This window comes from Micromonospora rhizosphaerae (genome assembly GCF_900091465.1).
GTDB lineage: Bacteria > Actinomycetota > Actinomycetes > Mycobacteriales > Micromonosporaceae > Micromonospora > Micromonospora rhizosphaerae.
In genome coordinates, this window is record NZ_FMHV01000002.1 from 1518798 (window position 1) to 1539799 (window position 21002).

The 21002-nt window shown below is 72.2% G+C and carries 26 protein-coding genes; 16 read left to right on the plus strand and 10 right to left on the minus strand.

Translation table 11 applies throughout. From position 1 onward, the window contains the following. The first annotated feature begins 17 nt into the window (after positions 1-17). A complete protein-coding gene (locus tag GA0070624_RS07425; protein ID WP_091337959.1) occupies positions 18-1361 on the plus strand; it encodes an APC family permease in 1344 nt (447 codons plus the stop codon). Positions 1362-1436: 75 nt separating this feature from the next. Here the strand turns inward: GA0070624_RS07425 and GA0070624_RS07430 are convergent, their stop codons facing one another. Continuing rightward, on the minus strand, positions 1437-2192 hold the full coding sequence (locus GA0070624_RS07430) for a GNAT family N-acetyltransferase (RefSeq protein ID WP_091337963.1): 756 nt from the start codon (positions 2190-2192) through the stop codon (positions 1437-1439). 49 nt (positions 2193-2241) lie between these two features. Continuing rightward, positions 2242-3066 (minus strand): SDR family NAD(P)-dependent oxidoreductase, encoded by an 825-nt coding sequence (locus GA0070624_RS07435; protein WP_091337966.1) that lies wholly within the window; start codon positions 3064-3066, stop codon positions 2242-2244. A 126-nt stretch (positions 3067-3192) separates the two neighbouring features. On the opposite strand from GA0070624_RS07435, the gene GA0070624_RS07440 reads away from it, so the two are divergent. Beyond that, positions 3193-4149, plus strand: a complete 957-nt coding sequence (locus GA0070624_RS07440; protein ID WP_091337968.1) for an HpcH/HpaI aldolase/citrate lyase family protein — start codon at positions 3193-3195, stop codon at positions 4147-4149. Between the two features lie 65 nt (positions 4150-4214). Here GA0070624_RS07440 and GA0070624_RS07445 read toward each other — a convergent pair whose 3' ends face one another. Then, positions 4215-4739 (minus strand): DUF4190 domain-containing protein, encoded by a 525-nt coding sequence (locus GA0070624_RS07445; protein WP_091337973.1) that lies wholly within the window; start codon positions 4737-4739, stop codon positions 4215-4217. A gap of 121 nt (positions 4740-4860) precedes the next feature. On the opposite strand from GA0070624_RS07445, the gene GA0070624_RS07450 reads away from it, so the two are divergent. Beyond that, positions 4861-5757 (plus strand): SDR family NAD(P)-dependent oxidoreductase, encoded by an 897-nt coding sequence (locus tag GA0070624_RS07450; protein ID WP_091337977.1) that lies wholly within the window; start codon positions 4861-4863, stop codon positions 5755-5757. Positions 5758-5802: 45 nt separating this feature from the next. On the opposite strand, the gene GA0070624_RS07455 is transcribed toward GA0070624_RS07450, so the two are convergent. Further along, entirely contained in the window at positions 5803-6234 is a 432-nt protein-coding gene (locus GA0070624_RS07455; RefSeq protein WP_091337980.1) for a DUF4190 domain-containing protein, read from the minus strand. Positions 6235-6414: 180 nt separating this feature from the next. Between GA0070624_RS07455 and GA0070624_RS07460 the strand changes: the two genes are divergently transcribed. After that, positions 6415-7611, plus strand: a complete 1197-nt coding sequence (locus GA0070624_RS07460; RefSeq protein WP_091337983.1) for an acyl-CoA dehydrogenase family protein — start codon at positions 6415-6417, stop codon at positions 7609-7611. 158 nt (positions 7612-7769) lie between these two features. Here the strand turns inward: GA0070624_RS07460 and GA0070624_RS07465 are convergent, their stop codons facing one another. Beyond that, positions 7770-8426: a PH domain-containing protein gene (locus GA0070624_RS07465; protein ID WP_245718696.1), complete on the minus strand. Its 657-nt coding sequence runs from the start codon at positions 8424-8426 to the stop codon at positions 7770-7772. Between the two features lie 95 nt (positions 8427-8521). Here GA0070624_RS07465 and GA0070624_RS07470 point away from each other — a divergent pair, with 95 nt between their 5' ends. Beyond that, positions 8522-9136 (plus strand): TetR/AcrR family transcriptional regulator, encoded by a 615-nt coding sequence (locus GA0070624_RS07470; RefSeq protein ID WP_091337987.1) that lies wholly within the window; start codon positions 8522-8524, stop codon positions 9134-9136. 9 nt (positions 9137-9145) lie between these two features. Here GA0070624_RS07470 and GA0070624_RS07475 read toward each other — a convergent pair whose 3' ends face one another. After that, on the minus strand, positions 9146-9553 hold the full coding sequence (locus GA0070624_RS07475) for a CoA-binding protein (protein WP_091337990.1): 408 nt from the start codon (positions 9551-9553) through the stop codon (positions 9146-9148). A 26-nt stretch (positions 9554-9579) separates the two neighbouring features. Beyond that, entirely contained in the window at positions 9580-10626 is a 1047-nt protein-coding gene (locus tag GA0070624_RS07480) for an Rv2578c family radical SAM protein (RefSeq protein ID WP_091337994.1), read from the minus strand. Between the two features lie 92 nt (positions 10627-10718). On the opposite strand from GA0070624_RS07480, the gene GA0070624_RS07485 reads away from it, so the two are divergent. Next, positions 10719-11138: a thiol-disulfide oxidoreductase DCC family protein gene (locus GA0070624_RS07485; RefSeq protein ID WP_091337997.1), complete on the plus strand. Its 420-nt coding sequence runs from the start codon at positions 10719-10721 to the stop codon at positions 11136-11138. A gap of 8 nt (positions 11139-11146) precedes the next feature. Here GA0070624_RS07485 and GA0070624_RS07490 read toward each other — a convergent pair whose 3' ends face one another. The 3 genes from GA0070624_RS07490 to trxA form a co-directional block, all read right to left on the minus strand. Next, positions 11147-12061 carry an HTTM domain-containing protein gene (locus tag GA0070624_RS07490; protein WP_091338001.1) on the minus strand — a complete coding sequence of 305 codons (915 nt, stop codon included), beginning with the start codon at positions 12059-12061 and terminating at the stop codon, positions 11147-11149. Beyond that, the gene (locus GA0070624_RS07495; RefSeq protein WP_091338004.1) at positions 12058-12498 is read right to left on the minus strand and encodes a hypothetical protein; all 441 of its coding nucleotides are present in this window, start codon (positions 12496-12498) and stop codon (positions 12058-12060) included. The genes GA0070624_RS07490 and GA0070624_RS07495 overlap by 4 nt, the downstream gene beginning before the upstream one ends. A gap of 172 nt (positions 12499-12670) precedes the next feature. Further along, positions 12671-13033, minus strand: a complete 363-nt coding sequence (trxA, locus tag GA0070624_RS07500) for a thioredoxin (RefSeq protein ID WP_091338008.1) — start codon at positions 13031-13033, stop codon at positions 12671-12673. Between the two features lie 545 nt (positions 13034-13578). On the opposite strand from trxA, the gene GA0070624_RS07505 reads away from it, so the two are divergent. From GA0070624_RS07505 to GA0070624_RS07545, 10 genes are all read left to right on the plus strand, one after another. Continuing rightward, complete coding sequence (locus GA0070624_RS07505) at positions 13579-14094, plus strand: MaoC family dehydratase (RefSeq protein WP_091338011.1); 516 nt, start codon at positions 13579-13581, stop codon at positions 14092-14094. A gap of 96 nt (positions 14095-14190) precedes the next feature. Continuing rightward, positions 14191-14682, plus strand: coding sequence for a hypothetical protein (locus GA0070624_RS07510; RefSeq protein WP_091338014.1), 492 nt, complete (start codon positions 14191-14193; stop codon positions 14680-14682). Between the two features lie 56 nt (positions 14683-14738). After that, positions 14739-15362 (plus strand): TrmH family RNA methyltransferase, encoded by a 624-nt coding sequence (locus GA0070624_RS07515; protein ID WP_091338016.1) that lies wholly within the window; start codon positions 14739-14741, stop codon positions 15360-15362. A 72-nt stretch (positions 15363-15434) separates the two neighbouring features. Next, the gene (locus tag GA0070624_RS07520) at positions 15435-16121 is read left to right on the plus strand and encodes a DUF6758 family protein (protein WP_342672743.1); all 687 of its coding nucleotides are present in this window, start codon (positions 15435-15437) and stop codon (positions 16119-16121) included. A gap of 118 nt (positions 16122-16239) precedes the next feature. Further along, positions 16240-16398 (plus strand): hypothetical protein, encoded by a 159-nt coding sequence (locus tag GA0070624_RS34620; protein ID WP_165823053.1) that lies wholly within the window; start codon positions 16240-16242, stop codon positions 16396-16398. Between the two features lie 6 nt (positions 16399-16404). Then, positions 16405-17286 carry a PH domain-containing protein gene (locus tag GA0070624_RS07525; protein ID WP_091338021.1) on the plus strand — a complete coding sequence of 294 codons (882 nt, stop codon included), beginning with the start codon at positions 16405-16407 and terminating at the stop codon, positions 17284-17286. A gap of 102 nt (positions 17287-17388) precedes the next feature. After that, the gene (locus GA0070624_RS07530) at positions 17389-18090 is read left to right on the plus strand and encodes a SigE family RNA polymerase sigma factor (RefSeq protein ID WP_091338024.1); all 702 of its coding nucleotides are present in this window, start codon (positions 17389-17391) and stop codon (positions 18088-18090) included. Further along, positions 18087-19373: a TolB-like translocation protein gene (locus GA0070624_RS07535; RefSeq protein ID WP_091338027.1), complete on the plus strand. Its 1287-nt coding sequence runs from the start codon at positions 18087-18089 to the stop codon at positions 19371-19373. Before GA0070624_RS07530 ends, GA0070624_RS07535 begins: the two co-directional genes overlap by 4 nt. Positions 19374-19429: 56 nt before the next feature. Then, positions 19430-20302, plus strand: a complete 873-nt coding sequence (locus GA0070624_RS07540) for a PHP domain-containing protein (RefSeq protein ID WP_091338030.1) — start codon at positions 19430-19432, stop codon at positions 20300-20302. 40 nt (positions 20303-20342) lie between these two features. After that, positions 20343-20957 carry a MarC family protein gene (locus tag GA0070624_RS07545; RefSeq protein WP_091348335.1) on the plus strand — a complete coding sequence of 205 codons (615 nt, stop codon included), beginning with the start codon at positions 20343-20345 and terminating at the stop codon, positions 20955-20957. Positions 20958-21002 lie beyond the last annotated feature (45 nt).

Genomic DNA, 21002 nt, shown 5'->3' on the forward strand with positions numbered 1-21002 from the left:
AGCCTCCGCGCCGTCTGATGGGTTTGCACAGCCGTCCCGTCCTTCTGTTCGCGTTCGCGTTCGCGATCATGGCCGACCCGGTTTCCTCGGTGGCGTACGCCATCGAAGCCGCGCTGCGGGCACTGAACGGCGACCTGTCGCTGCTCCTGCCGACGATGTGCCTGGTCCTGGGCTTGATCGCCCTCGTGATCCTCAACTACCACCAGCTGGTGGCCCGGTACCCGGAGGGCGGCGGGGCGGCGGCCGCGGCGGGGGACGCGTTCGGCGAGGCCTGGGCGTTCGTGCCGATGGGCGCGCTGATCGTGGACTTCGTGCTCACCATCGCCATCAGCTGCGCCGCGGCGGCCGCCGCGCTGATCGCCTACCTGCCGGCCCTGGCGCCGTGGCGGGTACCCCTGACGCTCGCGCTCATCGTCGCCGTCGCCGGCCTGACCTGGTTCGGGCACCTCGGCCGGGCAGTGTTCGCGGCCATGACGGTGGGATTCATCGCCGCGGCCCTGCTGGTGCTGGTCTACGGGGCGGTAGCCCAACCTCACCCCACCGGCACTGTCAGCCGAACCGCACCGCACCCGCCGCCGGTGGCGATCGCGCTGGCGTTCCCGGTCGCCATGGCCCTGGCCACCGGAGTCGAAGCGCCCTCCTCGGCCATCGCCCAGCTCGGCCAGCTCGTCGGTGCCGGACGGCGCCGGTTCGGGCGAATCACGCTGTGGCTGACTCTCGGCATCGTCGGCACGATCACCCTCGGCCTGACGATCGAAGCCAGCCGACTACGAATCGGGGAGCCGCACGAGAACACGACCCAGATCGCCGAGCTGGCCCGCGTCGCCGCGCCCGGCCCGCTGTTCGCCGCCTTCCAGCTGATGACCGCACTGCTGCTCCTGGCTGCCGCCTGTTCCTCCTTCCAGGCCGGACCCGGGCTGCTCAAGGCACTCGCTCGCCAGACTCTGTCCGAGGGCCAGACGACCGGGATCCTGCCGGCCCCGCTGGGACGTACCAACGTTCACCACACGCCCTTCTGGGGTCTACTGCTGTTCATCGCCATGTCGGCTGTCGTGACTGTCGCCGTCGACGCTCGTGAGCAGCGTCTGGTGGTCTTCTACGCCGTCGCGGTGTTCCTGAGCTTCCTGGCCGGTCTGGCCGCCATGGCGGTATTTTTCCGTCGCGAACGGCGGCCCGTGCAGCTCGCGGTCAGCCTCGTAGGTGCTCTCGGGGTCTCCTTCACGTTGGCGGTGAACCTCGCCCGCGGCTACCCGATCGCGTCGCTGGCCGCCGCACTGCTCGTCGCCGCGGTGTTCTACCGGCTGTGGGCACGGGCAGGTCGGCCCCGCGGAATCGCCGGGGCCGTGGCCGAACCAGACTGAAGCGTGGACAGTTCAGCAAGAGCACGAGAAGCTCCGGCTGCCGACAAAGACGTAACCCGCAGGAGGAGGGGCCGGTCAGATGTCGTGGACCTCCAGCACCCGGGCGGTGGGCGCGACGTCGCCCAGCTCGGCCCGGAGCGCGGCCCGTTCCGAGTCGGCCAGGTACCCGTCGTAACCCGCCCGCGAGGCGAACCGGATGACGTGCACCTCGGTCCGCCCGTCCCCGGTACGCAGCCGCCGTTCCAGCCGTCCACCGTGCCGTCCGAGCAGGGCGAGCACCGCGTCCTCGTACCGCCGACCGGCCTCGGGGTCGGCGCGCAGGTCGACCAGGGCGACCAGCCGGAGCACCCCCGCCGGGTCGTCGACCAGCGACTTCCAGAACTGGTGGTCGACGTGGCCGCCCGGGATGCCGTCCCGGATCCCGGTGGCGGTGTAGCCGTGCCGCCGGTAGAACGCGGGCGCCTGGAACGAGAACGACGCCACCGAGATCTCGGTGCAGCCGCGCCGGCGGGCCTCCTCCTCGGCGGCCCCCAACATTCTTCCGCCCCAGCCGCGGTGCCGCTGGTCCGCGCGCACCCACATGGTGTTGATGCCGGCCCGGCCGCCCCAGGTCCAGCCGGTCAGCCCGCCGACCAGCTCGCCGTCGGCGTCGGTGACCCGTACCGAGAGGTCGGCCTCGTCGTCGGCGCCGGTCGCGGCGTTGTTGAACGCGGTCAGTTCCCGCCCGATCCGGGCCTCCAGCTCGGCGTCCGCGCCGCCCACCCGCAGGGTCGCGCCGTCGGCCCGGCCCGGGTCTGCGCTGCCGGTCCCGGTGTCGTTCCCCGTGGTCATGGCGCGGAGTGTGGCACCCGGCCGCGGCGGGACGCCACCGGAAAACCCGTCACTCGCCGGTGCCGACGGCCTTGGCGCTGGCCGTCCAGAGCCGGGCGGCGAGCTGCGGGTCGGCCGCCTTGGGCAGCGGCCGGCGCAGCCGCCGGTCGTGGTGGTACGCGCCGTCGACCAGCCGGGAGGGATCCTGGTTGGCCAGCCAGACCAGCGTCTCCGCGCCCTTCTCCGGGCTGCGGAACGGCAGCAGCCGCATGCCCAGGGCGACCAGTCGGCTTTCGTTGCCGAACCGGGTCCGCACCACGCCGGGATGGAAGGAGTACGCCGGCACGTCCGGCCAGCGCCGGGCCGCCTCCGCGGCGAAGAGGATGTTCGCCTGCTTGCTGGTGCCGTACGCGCGCATCGGCCGGTAGCGGCGCAGCGCGGCGTTGAGGTCGTCCGGATCGAGTGCGCCGCTGCGGTGCGCGCCGGAGGCGGTGACCACCATCCGGCCGATCCGGTCGCGGAGCAGGTTGGTGAGCAGGAACGGGGCCAGGTGGTTGGCCTGCATGGTCAGTTCGAAACCGTCGACCGTGGTCACCGGTTGCAGCACGACCGCGCCGGCATTGTTGGCCAGCACGTCGATCCGGTCGTACGCGGCGCGCAGCTGGTCGGCGAGCCGCCGGACGTCGTCGAGGACCGCGAAGTCGGCCCGGAACAGCTCGGGCCGCTCGCCGGCGGCCTCCCGGACCCGGTCCCCGGCGGACTGGAGCCGGGCCGGGTCCCGGCCGACCAGTACCACCCGGTCACCCCGGCGCGCCAGGTCGACGGCGGCGGCCAGTCCGATGCCGGAGCTGGCGCCCGTCACCACCACGGTCCGACGCTCAGTGAGATCTTCCACAGGTCCATTCACCCCGGTCACGGCACGAGGTTACCGTGGCGTCACAAATCCCTTTGGGATCGTTAAGTTCTCGGTTTCATGTCAGGTGGCGTCGGCGTGTCGCCGGACGCTGGAAGGAGCGCATCCATGGCCGCTGTCGGTCGCCCCCGCCGGTCCTGCCTCGCGGTACCCGGCTCCAGCGTCAAGATGCTCGGCAAGGCCCAGGGCCTGCCGGCCGACCAGGTCTTCCTGGACCTGGAGGACGCGGTCGCCCCGCTGGCCAAGCCCGACGCGCGGAAGAACATCGTGGCCGCCCTGAACGAGGGTGACTGGGCCGGCAAGACCCGGGTGGTCCGGGTCAACGACCTCACCACGCCATGGACGTACCGGGACGTCATCGAGGTGGTCGAGGGTGCCGGCGCCAACCTGGACTGCATCATGCTGCCGAAGGTGCAGAACACCGCCCAGGTGCAGTGGCTGGACCTGACGCTCACCCAGATCGAGAAGACCCTCGGCCTGGAGGTCGGCCGGATCGGCATCGAGGCGCAGATCGAGAACGCCGCCGGCCTGGTCAACGTCGACGCCATCGCGGCCGCCTCGCCCCGGGTGGAGACCATCATCTTCGGACCGGCCGACTTCATGGCCTCCATCAACATGAAGTCGCTGGTCGTCGGGGCGCTGATCCCGGACTACCCGGGCGACCCCTACCACTACATCCTGATGCGGATCCTGATGGCCGCCCGGATGCACGACAAGCAGGCCATCGACGGTCCGTTCCTGCAGATCCGGGACGTGGACGCGTTCCGCGAGGTGGCCAAGCGCTCGGCCGCGCTCGGCTTCGACGGCAAGTGGGTGCTGCACCCGGGCCAGATCGAGGCGGCGAACGAGGTCTACTCGCCGGCCCAGGCCGACTACGACCACGCGGAGTTGATCCTCGACGCGTACGACTACTCCACCTCTGAGGCGGGCGGGAGACTCGGCGCGGTGATGCTCGGCGACGAGATGATCGACGAGGCGTCCCGCAAGATGGCCCTGGTGATCGCCGCCAAGGGGCGCGCGGCTGGCATGACCCGCACGTCGAGCTTCACCCCGCCCTCGGAGTGAGCGGAGGCCGCCTCGCCGGGGCGGCGTCGGGCCGTCCCGGCCGAACGGGACGGCCCGTTTCGTCTTCAGTAGCTGCTGCCGGAGCTGCTCTGGCTGATGGCGAACACGATCGCCACGACGTAGAAGGCGATCAGCAGCACCAGCAGGCCGGTGAGGATCCAGCCGACGATGATGGCGGCCTTCGCCATGCCCTCGCCCTGCTCCCCGGTCTCCCGGATCTGCTTGCGTGCCACGTGGCCGAGGATCGCGCCGATCGGCGCGGTGATGCAGGAGGCGAAGCCGACCAGCGAGAGCACCAGTGCCACGATGGCCAGGGTGTTGGTCTTCGCGGACGCCGGGTAGGCGTATCCCGGGTAGCCCGGCGGTGGGTAACCGGCCGCGGCGTACGGGTCGCCCATGGGCGGCGGGTAGCCTGCGGCGGCGTACGGGTCGGCGGTCGGCGGCGGGTAGCCGGGGGCGGCGTACGGGTCGGCGGGGGTCGGCTGGGCGGGGATCGGGTTGCCGCCCTGGGTCGGGTCGGCCGGCGGCGTCGACTGCTGGCCGGGCACGGACGGGTCGTGCCAACCACCGGGCGGTGGGGGATAGGTCATCAGGTTTCATCTCCGTTAGGTGCGGGTGCGCCGCCAGGGTAGCCACGGCGGGCGAAAACTGGCGTCCCGCGATACCGGGTGCCGGATTGCCCGGACTCGCCGGAGGGGGCAGGATCTGCGCATGGCAACCGACGCGCGCCCCGAGGAACGCTCCGGCAGCCGATCGAGACCGGGCCGCCCGGGTCTGACCCGCGAGCCGTTCCCGGCCGCCACGCTGACCGCCGACCACGACCAGGCGCAGCCGCTGGCCGAGCCGGTCACCATGCGGCTCGACGGGCGGGTCGCGCTGGTCACCGGGGCGGGCAGTCCGGACGGCATCGGGTACGCCACCGCCCGCCGACTGGCCGACCTGGGCGCCCGGGTCGCCATCGTCTCCACCACCCGGCGCATCCATGAGCGGGCCGGCGAGCTCGGCGTCACCGGTTTCGTCGCCGACCTCACCGACGAGTCGGAGGTGGGCGCGCTCGCCGACGCGGTGACCGAGCAGCTCGGTGACGTCGAGGTGCTGGTCAACAACGCCGGCCTGGCCAGCCGGGCCAGCCCCGAGGTGCTGCGGCCGGTGGCCCAGCTCAGCTACGAGGAGTGGCGCGGCGAGATCGACCGGAACCTGACCACCGCCTTCCTGTGCAGCCGGGCGTTCATCAGCGGGATGGCCGAGCGCGGCTGGGGCCGGATCGTCAACCTCGCCGCGACCGCCGGTCCGGTCAACGCCCTGCCCACCGAGGCCGCGTACGCGGCGGCGAAGGCCGGCGTGGTCGGGCTGACCCGGGCACTGGCGATGGAGATGATCGCCGACGGGGTGACCGTCAACGCGGTCGCGCCCGGCACCATTTATACGGCGGCGTCCACCTGGTCCGAGATCAAGCAGGGGCTCGGCACCCCGGTCGGCCGCCCCGGCACCCCGGACGAGGTGGCCGCGGCGATCGCCTTCCTCTGCTCGCCGGCCGCCTCGTACATCACCGGCCAGATGCTGGTGGTCGACGGCGGCAACAGCGTCCGGGAGGCGCAGTTCCGCTGAGTCGGCCGGGGCCGCCTTCGCCGATCGGGCGGGAGCCGGTCCCGGTCAGCTGTAGGTGTCGCCTTGGGAGTTGGCCCAGTACGCCACGGCGATCCAGCCGCAGCAGGCGAGCAAGCCGATCGCGGTGAAGATGTAGCTGAGCACCAGGCCCCAGGTGGCGAGCTGGTCACCCCCCTCGCCGGTCTGCCGGATCTGCCGTTTCGCCAGGTGCCCGAGAACGATGCCGGCCGGGGCGAAGACGAAAGCGAACACCAGCGAGAGGATGGCGAGCACGTTCGGCGTGCCGCCCGGTCGCGGCCCCTCGCCCGGCGGCCCGTACTGCCCGTACGGAGGCTGCGGCCCGTACGAGGGCTGCTGCCCCCACTGCGGCTGCTGCCCGTACTGCGGGCCGGGCTGCTGCCCGTACGGCTGGCCGTAGGAGGGCGGCTCGTACGGCGACGGCGGCTGATCCGGCTCCCTGGGTGGTGGTTGGCTCACGCCCGCTCGCCCCCTCCGTCGCAGGTCAACGGCCCCTCTCTTGCGGACGCTACCCGCAGCGGTGAACCTTTTCACAGCGGTTGTGTGGACTGGTCACCTTGGCCTCGCCGGTCGCGGGACCGATACTGACCGAGCGTTCAGTTACCCATGAGTAATGCGCCGATCCCCCCGGAGGCTGAGATGGCCCGACTCGCCCAGACGCCCGGCCTGACCGATGTGCAGCGGTCGATCCTGGAAACCGTCCGGGAGTTCGCCGACAAGGAGATCATTCCGCACGCCCAGCGGCTGGAGCACGCCGACGAGTACCCGACCGACATCCTCGACGGGATGCGCGAGATGGGGCTCTTCGGCCTGACCATCGACGAGGAGTACGGCGGGCTCGGCGAGTCCCTGCTGACCTACGCCCTGGTGGTCGAGGAGCTGTCCCGGGGGTGGATGTCGATCTCCGGGATCGTCAACACCCACTTCATCGTGGCGTACCTGATCTCCCAGCACGGCTCGGCGGAGCAGAAGGCCCGGCTGCTGCCGAGGATGGCCACCGGCGAGGTGCGTGGTGCCTTCTCGATGTCCGAGCCGGAGTGCGGCTCGGACGTCTCGGCGATCAAGTCGAAGGCGGTCCGCGACGGCGACAACTTCGTCATCAACGGCCAGAAGATGTGGCTGACCAACGGGGCGTACTCCTCGGTGGTCGCCACCCTGGTCAAGACCGACACCGGCGCCGACTCCGTCTACGGCAACATGAGCACCTTCCTGCTGGAGAAGGAGCCCGGCTTCGGCGAGACCGCGCCCGGCCTGACCATCCCCGGCAAGATCGACAAGATGGGCTACAAGGGCGTCGAGACCACCGAGATGGTGCTCGACGGGGTGATCGTCCCCGAGTCAGCGATCCTCGGCGGCGCCGACAAGCTCGGCCGCGGCTTCTACCAGATGATGGACGGCATCGAGGTCGGCCGGGTCAACGTGGCCGCCCGGGCCTGCGGCATCTCGATCCGCGCCTTCGAGCTGGCCGTCGCGTACGTCCAGCAGCGCCGCACCTTCGGCCAGCCGCTGGCCAAGCACCAGGCCATCGCGTTCAAGCTCGCCGAGATGGGCACCAAGATCGAGGCCGGGCACGCCCTGATGGTCAACGCCGCTCGGCTCAAGGACGCCGGCCAGCGCAACGACGTCGAGGCCGGCATGGCCAAGCTGCTCGCCTCCGAGTACTGCGCCGAGGTGGTCCAGGAGGCGTTCCGCATCCACGGCGGCTACGGCTACTCCAAGGAGTACGAGATCGAGCGGCTGATGCGGGAGGCGCCGTTCCTGCTCATCGGCGAGGGCACCTCGGAGATCCAGAAGACCATCATCTCCCGAGGCCTGCTAAAGGAGTACAAGCTCTGACGGTGTGCGCCGGTCACGCGGCGGCCGGCCCGACGGCCGGCTCCGGCGCGGTGACCGGCCGCCCCTAGCCCCTGGTCCATCCGCCCAACGAGCGGTGAGCCGAGCCGGGTGGAGGCCGTGGCGGCAGCTCCACGGTGAGGCGGCGGTTCCGGGCCCGCCTAAACGTCCGAGCCGGGAAGCCGTACCGCCAGATGCCGGCGCGTCAGGGCCACCAGCGCGGCGGGGTCGTCGGCGTAGAGGCGGATCTCGCGGACCGGCTCGCTCGGGCCCTTGGGGAGCCGTACGGAGAGCGGCTCGCGCAGGACGACGTCAACGCTGGTCTGCTTGCCGGTGCCGACGTTCAGCACCGCTCCCGCGTCGTCCAACTCGAGCTGGACGGTTCGGCTGGAGGGCAGGGAGCGGTAGCGGGCCTCGACCCGTGCGACGGCCGCCCAGGGCACCATGAAGTCGACCGAGAAGCCGTTGCGGACGCGCAGACCGGCGGCGTCGGCGACGTGCGGGTGGATCCGCAGGCTGGCGAAGAGGCCGATCATCCACAACAGGCCCCAGATGCCGAGCCCCAGCGCGGCGTCCCGCACCGACGGCCACGGCACGGTGTGCCGGATGATCAAGTCGAAGATCGGGATCTCGATCGCCGACAGGACGATGAAGGTAACCAGGATCGGCTTCACCACACCGATGTAACTGAACGCCTCGGCCCCGGGCGGCAGCACGAGCGGCCGGCGCAGGAGCCAGCGGAAGAGGCTGCGCCACATGCCCACCTCGTACACGACCGCGCGCCGCAGCAACGCGACGGGGCGACTCTGCTTCCGCACGGTCACCTTGCCCTCCAGGTCCTTTACATTGCAGTTGCAACGTAACCGACTGGCGGCAGGGTGTCAATGCAGTCGCATTGTGAAAGCATGGGGCCATGCCGAAACGGGTCGATCACCGGGAGCGCCGCAGGCTGATCGCCGACGCACTGATGCGGGTGGCCGCCGAACACGGGCTGGAAGCGGTCAGCCTGCGTCACGTGGCGACGGAGGCCGGCGTCTCCTCCGGGATGGTGCAGCACTACTTCCGCACCAAGGACGAGATGATGACCTTCGCGCTGTCCGTGGTCCGCGAACACAGCGAGGCCCGGGTGACCCGGGCAGTCGCGGCGCTGGGTGACGACCCCTCCCCGCGCACGCTCCTTCGGACCATGCTGGCCGAGTTGCTGCCCCTCGACGAGGTGCGCCGGGCGGACGGTCGGGTGGCGCTGGCCTTCCTCGCCTACACGGCGGTACGCCCAACCGTCGCCGCCGCGCTGCACCAGGAGACGGCCGGGATGCTGGCCTTCATCGCCGGGCAGGTCCGCGCCGGCCAACTGGCAGGTACGGCAGACCGACGCGTCGACCCGGACCGCGCCGCAGTAGGTCTGCTGGCTGTCATGGAAGGGCTCGGGATGTACCTGCTCGGCGGACACATCCCTGCGGAGACCGCCCTCGGCGCGCTTGACGCCCAGTTGGACCTGGTCCTCGGGCCCGAGGCGCCCGGAAGTTGACCGGCCCGGTCAGCCGAGCCGGCTCAGCCCGGCGGCCGCCCGTTCCACGATCAGGCAACGATCCTCGACGTAGTCGATCCCCGCCTCCTCGGCGATCCGCCGTGCCTCCGCCGAGAAGATCCCGAGCTGCAACCACACCGCCGGCGCGCCGATCGCCACCGCCTGCCGGACCACGTCGACCGCGTCCCGCGCGGGACGGAACACGTCGACCAGGTCGACCGGGTGCGGGATGTCGGCCAGCGACGGGTACGCCTTCTCGCCGAAGAGCTCGTCCGCCGTCGGGTTCACCGGGATGATCCGCCAGCCGTGGCGCTGCATCTCCAGCGGCACCCGGTGCGCGGCCTTGCCCGGGTCGCGGGACGCGCCCACGACGGCGATCACGGCGGAGTCGGCGAGGATCTGCTGAGCGGTACGCACCCCGCGACTGTAGCGCCGGGCCGCCGTTACAGCAGGGTGAGCTGCTCGGCCGGTGCTGCGGACGGGGGCTCCGGCAGCCGCCGGTTGTCGCCCCGCTCGCCCCGGTCCAGCCCGTGTCGGCGGGCCGCCATCCGCACCCGCGCGGTCAGCTCCCGCTGGTACGCCTGCGGCGCGTACGCCCCGGCCCGGTAGAGCTGCCGGTAGCGGGGGACCAGCTGCGGGAACTCCCGGGCCAGCCATTGCGCGTACCACTCCCGGGCGCCGGGGCGCAGGTGCAGCGCCAGCGGGGTGACGCTGGTGGCCCCCGATGCGGCGATCGCGGCCACGGTGGCGTCGATCGACTCGTCGTCGTCGCTGAGCCCGGGCAGGATCGGCGCCATCAGCACCCCCACCTCGAACCCGGCGTCGGTCAGCTGCCGGACGGCGTCCAGTCGACGGCGCGGGCTGGGCGTGCCCGGCTCGACCGCCCGCCACAGCTCCTCGTCGACGAATCCCACCGAGTACGAGATGCCGACCCGGGTGACCTCGGCGGCCTGGCGCAGCGGCGGCAGATCCCGCAGGATCAGCGTGCCCTTGGTCAGGATCGAGAACGGGTTGGCGAAGTCGCGCAGCGCCTCGATGATCGGCGGCATCAGCCGGTAGCGCCCCTCAGCCCGCTGGTAGCAGTCCACGTTGGTGCCCATGGCGATGTGCGCGCCGCGCCAGCGCGGGGCGGCCAGCTCGCGGCGGACCAGCTCGCCGGCGTTGACCTTGACGATCACCTTCCGGTCGAAGTCCGCCCCTGCATCGAGATCGAGGTAGGTGTGAGTGTTCCTTGCAAAGCAATATTTACATGCATGGCTGCAGCCACGGTACGGGTTGATCGTCCACTCGAAGGGGACGCGGGATGTGCCGGGCACCCGGTTGATGATCGACTTGGCGCGCACCTCGTAGAACGTCATCCCGGCGAAGCCGGGGGTGTCGAACGTGCGGGCGATCGCGCCGGGGAGCGCCAGCGGCAGGGGTGGAGTCGCTGGCGCTGCCCCGTCGGGAATCCCCTCGTCCGGGGGAGCGGAGAGGTTGTCCCAGCGCATGGCCATCATTCGAACATGCGTACGAGAAGAGCGCAAGTGACCCGCCGGACACCGGTGCCCGGAGCGCGCCCGGCAGGTGGAGGATGGGAGGCATGGAGACGTCGACCTTCGTCTACGACGGCGACTGCGCCTTCTGCAGCCGCTGCGCCGAGTTCATCGAGCGTCGGATCCCGACCGGTGCGCGAGTGGTGCCCTGGCAGTTCGCCGACCTCGGGGCGCTCGGCCTGACGGAGGCCGAGTGCGAGGAGGCGGTGCAGTGGGTCGGCGCCGACGGCTCCCGCGCGTCGGGGCCGGACGCGATCGCCCGGCTGCTCGGCGGCAGCTCGCCGCTCTGGCGGGTCGCCGGTGCCGGACTGCGCTTCCCGCCGGTCCGGGCGGCCGCCCGGCCGGCGTACCGCTGGGTGGCCCGCAACCGGCACCGGCTGCCCGGCGGCACCGCCGCGTGCTCGCTTCCCCAGGAGGCCCGGGAACGCCTCTACGGCCCGGCCGGTCGCCCGACCACCAACGCCTGACCGTCCGGCTACGGCGTGGCCGGGCCCACCACCGGCTCGGGGCCGGTGAGCGGAGCCGCCGGTGTGGCGTCGTCGTGGTTCCGCCCTGGCGCGTCGGGACGCCGACCGAGCAGGCGGCGCGCCCACACCACCGGGCGGACGCGTTCCAGTGGCAGGAAGCTGGTCATCGCCACCAGGTGCGGAGCGAACGAGATCGTGATCGTCGCGATGGTCACCAGGTGGAACGAGTAGAAGAAGCCGACGGCCGCCAGCCGCCACCGTTCGGGCAGCACGAAGACCACCGGGCTGAGCAGCTCGAAGGCGAGGATGCCGAACTGGGCGACGATCAGCAGGTGCGGGACCTGGGCGATCAGGTCGGCCAGCTCGGTGCCGCGCCGGATGATCGCCTTGGCCAGCACCGACCCGGTCGCCCAGTCCAGGCCACCGAAGCGCAGCTTGGCCCAGGCCGCCAGGAAGTAGGTGCAGATCACCGCGATCTGGGTGACCCGGAGGGCCCAGCCGCCGGCCTCGGTCCGGGTGGGATCGCCGTGCCGGGCGCGGCCGGCGGTGGGGAGCGCGGCCAGCGCGACGAGCAGCCCGAACCGGTCGTGGTCGACCTTGCCGTAGCTCATCGCGATGATCATCCACTCGAGGTATAGCGCGAAGACCGCGAAGCCGAGCAGCCGGGGCGCCCGGCCGGTCGCGGCGAGCAGGGCGAGCAGCAGCAGGGCCCAGAAGATCACGCCGACCAGCGCGGGGGTGGGGGGCGGCAGCGGGAGCAGCCGGCCGATCAGTAGCGGCTGGTAGAGCTCGCCGGGCACGGCCACCCGGGTGCGTACCCAGGGGGTGAAGACGACGAGGTCGGCGGCGACGAAGAGGTAGACCAGGGTGCGGAAGGCGGCTACCCGACCGCGGGGGACGGCCTCGGTGAGCCAGCCGCTCATCGGGTCGCCTGCCAGCTCACGACGGTCTCGTCGGTCCACCGGCCGGTCGGGCGTCCACCCCGGATGTCGTACCAGCGGATCACGATGCGGACCTCGACCAGGTCGGGGCCGGCGGGATGCCGTTCGGCGTACGCGTCGGCGACCTGGCGCAGGCGTGCGGGGTCGGCGACGTAGCGGCTCTGCTGGCCCTCGATCTCGGCGCGGCGGATGCCGGTGGCATCCTGGCCGAGATCGACCACCGTGCCGGTGCGGTCGACGCCTTCGACGCGGGTGTCCGGGGCGGGCGCGTCCGGCGGGTCGGAGGTGGAGTACATCCGGAACGGCCCGAACGGGAAGTCGTCGTCGGTGCCTCGGAAGGTGCCGGCGAGCAACAGCGCCAACCCGAGCGCGGTGGCGGCGAGCCGCACGGCGCGCCCGCGGCTGGTCAAGGTCTCCATCGGCTGGTGACGATACGGGATCTGGGCAGCCCAGCGGTGCCATTCCGTCGTCCACTCCTCGCCGACCGGGTAGCTCGCGGCCGTGGCCGAGGGGACGAGCGCCGGGGCATCCGGAGACGACTCCGGCCGGGCCCCCGAGCGGGGACCCGGCCGGCGCCGGAGCGGTGGTGGATCAGTGCTTGTGCTCGGCCATCTGCTTGCGCACCTCGTCCATGTCGAGCTTCTCGACCTGCTCGATCAGGTTCTCCAGGGCGGACTCGGGCAGTGCACCCGGCTGGTTGTAGACGATCACGCCGTCCTTGATCGCCATCACCGTCGGGATCGAGCGGATGTTGAACTGGGCGCTGAGCTCCGGCTGCGCCTCGGTGTCGATCTTGCCGAAGGTGATGCCCGGGTGCTTCTCGGACGAGCGCTCGTAGACCGGGGCGAACCGCTTGCACGGGCCGCACCAGTCAGCCCAGAAGTCGAGCAGCACCGTGCCGTCCTTCTCGGTCACCTCGTCAAAGTTGGCCGTGGTCACCTCAACCGTTGCCATTGCACTCTCCGATCAGCGCGCATTGCTTGTCTTCACTGGAAACCAGGGCGGGTGCCCTTCAATTCCCGAGGGGAGCGCCCCGAAACGCTGCGCAGCGCTCCGGTCACGCTCAGATCCATCGAGCGGAATCTGCGTCTCCGCGCCGCGACGCTCGGGCCACGAGTGGTCGACGTGATCGGACCGTAATGGGAGCGCTTCCAAGGAGATCGTCGGGGCCGACCGCTACGAACCGGTAACTTACCTATTGACAAGGACCGACTTCAGCTGCAGAGATCGCTTGCCGGCCCCGTGCTCGTCACTCTGCGTGTTGTTACAAAACGATAAATGTGACGCCGGTCTCTGTCCGAGCAGTATGGACGTACGGCAGAATTCCTTCCATCAGAGCGTGGGCGGCGGGTGCCGGGGAGGGCCCCGCCGCTCATTGCGTCTGCCCTCGGTTGTGGCCGATGTGACATTTCCTCATCACCAGCGCCCCCGTCGTCTCCTTAACAAGCGGTAAGGCATGCTGTGCCGAACTCCATCGCCGCCCGTCGAAGGGGACAAGGATGCAGTTCGGCCGCTACTACGAGGAGTTCGAGGTCGGCGCGGTCTACCGGCACTGGCCGGGCAAGACGGTCACCGAGTACGACGACCACCTCTTCTGCCTGCTCACCATGAACCACCATCCGCTGCACATGGACGCGCACTACGCCGAGTCGGCGACCCAGTTCAAGCGCAACGTGGTGGTCGGCAACTACATCTACTCACTGCTTCTCGGCATGTCGGTGCCGGACGTGAGCGGCAAGGCGATCGCCAACCTGGAGATCGAGTCGCTGCGGCACGTGGCCCCGACCTTCCACGGGGACACCATCTACGGCGAGACGACCGTGCTGGACAAGCGCGAGTCCTCCTCCAAGCCCGACCGCGGCGTGGTCGCGGTGGAGACCCGCGGCTACAACCAGGACGGCACGCTGGTCTGCGTCTTCCGCCGCAAGGTCATGGTCCCCAAGAAGGAGTACGCGGCCGCCGCCGTGCCCGAGGGCGTCGACCCGGAGCGGCCGAGCTTCCCCGAGCCCCGCTGAGGCCCGTCGTGGGACGAGGGCCCCTTGCCCGCCGTGTTCTGGTGGGGAAGGGGCCCTTTCCGTGACCCGGGGCATATGCTGACGCCGGAGGTCCCCATGAGCCACTCCGTCGCCGGAGAGCCGCCCTCTGCCGGACGCCGTTCCGCACCGCCGACCACCGCCGTCTACTCCGCCGCGGAGTGGGACCTGCTGACCGACCTGCCGGGCCGGGTCCTCGTCGCCGCCGCCTCGCCGGGGCCCGGGCGCCCGTCCCGTGGGGTCGCCGCCGGGCTCGCCGGTCTGGACGCCGTGGCGGCCGGCCGGGGCTTCGACAGCGATCTGGTCCGGGCCGTGGTCGCCGCGATCTACGCCCGCCACGACGGCGCCTCGGCGCGGTACGAGCGCCTCACCGACATGGTGGACCTGCTGGCGGCCTGCCGCGCGGCGGTGCGGGTGCTCCAGCGGCGGGCCGATCCGGCCGACTCGGCGGCGTACCGGCAGTGGGTGGAGTCGGTAGCGGCCCGGGTCTGTCGAGCCTCCGTCGCCGACTCGAGTCCGGCCGACCGGCGCTTCCTCGACCGGGTCGGCAGTGCCCTGGGGCTGCGCTGAGCGGCGGGGCGGGTCCCGGCCGAGGCGGCGCGGAGGGGCCGTACCCTCTGGAAACCGTGACCGGTGAGCAGCTCGACGTGGGTGTGGGGCCGTGGCCCGGCGACCCGCCGGACGACCCACGGTACGACCCGGAGCTGCTCGCCGAGGGCGACCGGCGCAACGTGGTCGACCGCTACCGCTACTGGCGGCGGGAGGCCGTGGTGGCCGACCTCGACCGGCGTCGGCACGACTTCCACGTGGCGATCGAGAACTGGCAGCACGACTTCAACATCGGCACGGTGGTCCGCAACGCCAACGCCTTCCTCGCCGCCGAGGTGCACATCGTCGGCCGGCGCCGGTGGAACCGGCGGGGCGCCATGGTGACCGACCGCTACCAGCACGTCCGGCACCATCCGAGCATCGAGGAGTTCGTCGAGTGGGCCGCGGCGCAGCGGCTGCCGGTGGTCGGCATCGACAACCTGCCCGGCGCCAGGCCGCTGGAGACCACCACCCTGCCGCGCCGCTGCGCGCTCCTCTTCGGCCAGGAGGGCCCGGGCCTGTCGGACCCGGCGCGGGCCGCGTGCGACCAGCTCTTCTCCATCGCCCAGTACGGCTCGACCCGCTCCATCAATGCCGGAGTGGCCAGCGGCATCGCGATGCACGCCTGGGTCCGGGCCCACGCCGGTCCGCCGCCCGACTGAATCCGCCCCGGTCCGTCCGCTCCGCTTGACGGGCCGACGGTGCGGGGTGACGGTAAAGATGTGAGTGTCGCGGTGAGTTGTCCGAGGTGCGCGGGCCCGATCCGGGAGCCGGACCTGATGCACAGTGAGTCACGGTGCCTGCGCTGCGGCCCGGTCCCCCCGCTGCACGTGCCCGAGCACATCGGCGCCGAGATCGTGGCGAGCGTGGTGGAGCGGATCGCCGCCGACGCCGACCCGCCCCAGCGGCCGGGCGTCCCGCTGTGGTGCCCATGGCCCCTGCCGCCCGGCTGGACCCTGACCGGGGTGGCGTGGGCCGGGGACGACCGGGGCGGCATCCGGGCCACCGCGGCCGCCTGCGCCGGTCCGGCCCCATTCGACGGTGGACCGGCGGACCTGCTCTTCGTCGCCGAGGAGCCGGGGGTCGGCCTGGGCAACCGCTTCGCGGGGGTGCCGGGCCCGGACCCGGGACCGCAGCTCGAGGAGGCGTTGACGGATCCCGGCCCAGGTCACCCCGAACGCCTGCCGCACGCCAAAATCCGGGTGGGCGGGCACCCCACTCCACTGTGGTTGGTGAATTCTCCGAGGGATCGAAGCGCGTACGCGGGCGAGGCTCGGGGTATGTGGCTCCATGCGATAGCCTGGCCGGCGAGTGCGGGTCACCTCCTCGCGGAAGAAGTCGCGCTGCACGACCTCACCGAGTGGACTCCGCCCGAACTCGTGTACGGCGCACCATCTCCGTATCTGCACGGCAAGGCCTGACCGGCCCGCCGGGCGGGTCGGGGAACGGGGCGCGGATATTCACTGTACGACACGATGCTGATACCCTGGGTGCCCCGGCCATAATGGGACCCGGCGCCACGCGAGAGGATGGCCCACCATGGTCAAGAAGCTCCTCACCTGGGCCCTGGTCGCGTTCTTGATCTTCTTCATCGCCTACCGGCCCAACTCCGCCGCGGACGTCGCCAAGTCGCTCGGCGGCGGCATCATGGACATCGCTCAGGGCTTCGGCGACTTCTTCACCAGCCTGGTCGCCTAGCCGTCGATGGGCAGCCCCGCCGGTCCCCCCTTCGACCCCGACGACCCCGACCGGGAGCGCCGGGAGCGCGACACTGAGCCGATCCCTCCGATCGGGCCCGACGACGGTCCCGGCTTCGGCCGCGGCGCGGGCCTCGGCGACGGTCCCTCCCTTTCGGACGACGTCGGCTACGGCCCCGGCCCCGGCTACGCGGGCGAGGGCGGGTCCGGCCGGGCCTGGGTCCGCGACCCCGAGGCCGGCTACCAGCAGCCGCAGATCACCGAGGAGGAGCTGGCCGGCCTGCGGGTGGACGCCTCCGGCATGCCGACGGGCACCCGGCGGGTAATGCCCCTCGACGACGAGCCGAGCCCGCTGGCCGCGCGCTACCTGTTCCCCACCGAGCGGTTCCGGGGCGAGTGGAAGCGGCACTGGATCTACATCGCCAAGCCGCTGCTCATCGGCATCCTTGCCACCTTCGTCCTCGGGTACCTCTCCGGCTTCCTCGCCGGGCGCGACGTCGGCTCGCTGACCACCGTCGCCGTGCTGCTCTGGTTCCTGCTGATGGGCTGGGTCGCGTGGCAGGTCGCCGAATGGTGGTACAACCGGTTCATCCTCACCAACAAGCGGGTGATGGTGGTGGACGGCATCATCACCCGGCGGGTGGCGATGATGCCGCTGGTCCGGGTCACCGACATGAAGTACGAGCAGTCACCGGCCGGGCGGGCGCTCAACTACGGCACCTTCGTGCTGGAATCGGCCGGTCAGGAGCAGGCGCTGCGCGAGATCAAGAGTCTGCCCAGACCGAACGAGCTCTACCTGCGCGTGGTCGAGGAGATGTACGAGCCGCAGGCGGTCGAGGCGCGGTTGGGCAAGGAGGCGGACGAGGCCAAGGCCGACGACGGTGCGTGAAACTTTTTGTCCGAACATCGGATGAACGGCGCACCTTTTGCCGTCGACCGGACCTCCCCGGTCATGGCAGCCTGCCAGGGAGAACGGGTGTGGAGGTGAACGGTGGCGAGGAGGGACCCGCTGGAGGAGGAGTTCCGCGAGTTCGTCGCGGCCCGCTCCGGTGCCCTGCTGCGTACCGCCTATCTGCTCGCCGGGGACTGGGCGACCGCCGAGGACCTGCTCCAGACCGCGCTGACCAAGACCTACCTGGCCTGGAAGCGGCTCGGCGGGATCGAGGCCATCGAGCCGTACGCCCGCCGGGTCCTGGTCAACACCTCCACGAGCTGGTGGCGCCGCCGCTGGCACGGTGAGCGTCCCACCGAGGTGCTGCCGGAACGGGCCGGCGTCGACGAGATCGAGCAGCAGCTCGACCGGGACGCGCTCTGGCGGCACCTGAGGGCGCTGCCTGCCCGGCAGCGCGCCGTGCTGGTGCTGCGCTTCTACGAGGACATGTCGGAGGCGCAGACCGCGGCCCTGCTGGAGATCTCCCCGGGCACCGTGAAGAGCCAGACCTCCCGGGCCCTGTCCACGCTGCGCCGCCGGCTGGGCTCGGAGGCCGCCCTCGGCCTGCCGACGGAGCAGGAGGCGCCCTCGGCCCGGCCGGCCGCCCGTACCCCGGTCCGCCCGCGACCCGCGGCGTCCCCGGCCCCGGCGGCCGCCCCGGTGCCACCGGTCGAACGCGCGCCGGCGGTCCGCCCAGCCCCCCTTTCCCGCGGCCCGGCCACTGCCCGGCCGGCCGCCGCCGTCGCGGCGGAGACCCGATGAGCCGGACGCACCATGCCTGCGACAACCAGACGGCCTGCGACAACCAGACGGACGGTCCGGAGCGTCCATTCCCCGTGACGCAGGACGAGCTGGAGCGGGCACTGCGGGAGAGCTTCGCCCGTCGGGTCGCCGTGCCGCGGCCGTTCGCCGCAGACCCGGCCGGCGTGGCCATCCGGCAGGCAAACCGGACGGTCCGCCGCCGGGCGCTGGCCGGACTGGCCCTGGCGGGGGTGGCCACGGTGCTGGTCACCACCGGCATGGCCCGGCTCGGCGAGCAGCCGACCCGCGACGGCACCCCGACGGTGGTGCTCGGCGACCCACGCGGCTCGTCGGCGTCGCCGCTGCCGACCACGCCCTTGCCCGGGCCGCCGGCGAACGGGCTGGTCCGCGCCGAGGTGGACCTGATCATCGGCTCCTGGATCGACACCAGCGGCGGCGAGCGGCGGGAGCTGACCGGCGTGGGGCAGGTCGACCGGGCACAGCGCGTCCCCGACGACGGGGGCTGGCTGATCACCTCGGCGGTCACCGCGGCCGGCCGTACCCTCTGGTGGTTGCCGCCCAACGGCAGCCCCTCCCAGATCCTGCTCGCCGGCGCGGACGCGATCGCGCTGGCGCCGGACGGACGGCAGGTCGCCTGGCGCGACGGCGGGGAAATCTTCGCCGCCGGCCTGGTCGGCGGCCAACTCATCGCGACCGCCCGGACCGCCGCCCCGGACGGGGCGGTGCCGGTCGGCTTCGCCGGCAACGACGCCGTCCTGGTGCGGCAGCCCCAGCAGGGCGGATTCACCGTCTGGCGGCGGTCGATCGGTGCGCTGCCGCCGTCCGCCGAGCGGAACGTCCTGAACGTGTACGGCGTGCTGCCCGACGGCCGGGTGGTCGGGCAGGTCTCCGCGGGCACGCCCCGCCGGCCCTGCCTGGCCGTGCTCGACGCGGCCCACGGCCTGGCCTCGGTGCGGACGGGCTGCGGCCCGGAGCTGGGCACCGACGGCCGCGGCGCGGTCTCGGCGGACGGACGCTGGCTGCTGGTGAACGGCGCGAAGAAGGACGCCCTACTGGTCGACCTGACCACGCTCGACTCGGGCGTGTCGGCCCGGCCCGCCGGTACCGCGGTGAGCGGCGCCGTGGCCTGGACTCCGGGCGCGGCGCTCCACGTCGACGGCGCCGGCCGGCTGGTCCGGGTACGGGTCGACCGGGTGCTGGCCGGCGAGCGGCCGAAGCCGACTCCGGTGGACGGCGTCGCGCCGGGCGACCGCCCAGTCGTGGTGAGCGACCCACCTTCCTGACCACCCGGGCCGTGCACCGTCCCCGTCGGGTCACCGGGACCCGGTAGCGTCGGACGATGACCACCGCCGCGACCGCCCGGATTGACCTGCACGCCCACTCCACCGCCAGCGACGGCACGCTCAACCCGGCCGAGCTGGTCCGCGCCGCCGCCGCTGTCGGGCTGGACATCGTCGCGATCACCGACCACGACACCACCGGCGGCTGGGCCGAGGCGGTACGCGCGCTGCCGCCCGGGCTCAGCCTGGTCCGCGGCGCTGAGCTCTCCTGCCGCTGGTACGGCGTCGAGCCGGCGATCCCGCTGCACCTGCTCGCGTACCTCTTCGACCCGGAGGAGCCGGAACTGGTCGCCGAGCTGGCCCGGGTACGGCTCGCCCGGGAGGAGCGCGGCGAGCGGATCGTGCGGCTGCTGCAGGCCGACGGGATCAAGGTGAGCTGGCGGGAGATCCTCGCCGGGGCGGGCGGCGGGACGGTCGGCCGGCCGCACATCGCCCAGGCGCTGATCCGGGCCGGGCTGGTGGCGACGACCACCGAGGCGTTCGGGCCGGACTGGCTGGGGGAGCGGTACCGACTGCCCAAGGAGGACATCGACGTCTTCCGGGCGGTGCGGCTGGTCCGGGCGGCCGGCGGGGTGCCCGTCTTCGCCCATCCCCGGGCGACCCGGCGGGGACGGATCGTGCCGGACGAGCTGATCGTCGAGCTGGCGGCGGCGGGGCTGGCCGGCCTGGAGGCCGACCACGAGGACCACTCGCCCGCCGAGCGGGCCCAGGTACGCCGACTCGCCGCCGAGCTGGGTCTCCTGGTCACCGGCTCGTCGGACTTCCACGGCACGCACAAGACCGTCCAGCTCGGCGCGAACACCACCGACCCGGAGGCGTACGAGCGGATCGTCGCCGCGTCCAGTGGGGTGACCCCGGTCGCTTCCGGCTGATCCGCGTTTCCGGCTCCGGGGGCGCGGCTACCGTGTGCGGGTGGATCTCAAGCTCTTCGGCGAGGTCTTCGTGACCCTGCTGGTGATCACCGACCCGCCGGGCATGATGCCCATCTTCGTCGCGCTGACCGGGCCGCTGCCGGCCCGCGACCGGAACCGGGCCGCCTGGCAGGCCGTCGCGCTGGCGCTCGGGGTGATCGTGATCTTCGCGGTGGCGGGGCAGACCCTGCTCGCGTACCTGCACGTCAAACTGCCGGCATTGCAGGCGGCCGGAGGGCTGCTGCTGGTGCTGGTCGCGTTGGAGCTGCTGACCGGCAAGTCCGACGACCCGAAGCAGCAGGTGACGTCCAACGTGGCGCTGGTGCCGCTGGGCACCCCGCTGCTGGCCGGCCCGGGCGCCATCGTGGCCACCATGCTCTTCGTCCAGCGGGCCGAGGGGCTGACCGACTACGTCGCCATCGCCGCCGCGATCATCGCGGTGATGGTCGCGGTCTGGATCGTGCTGCGCTTCTCCGGAGTCATCGTCAGGATCCTCCGGCCGGCCGGCATCGAGGTGCTGACCCGGATCGCCGGTCTGCTGCTGGCCGCCATCGCGGTGCAGCTCATCGCCGACGCGGTGGCCGCCTTCGTCACCCAATACGTCAGCATGCGCTGACCGCCTCCTCGCCCGGCCCGCCGTCGTCGCGGGGTGTCGTACCGG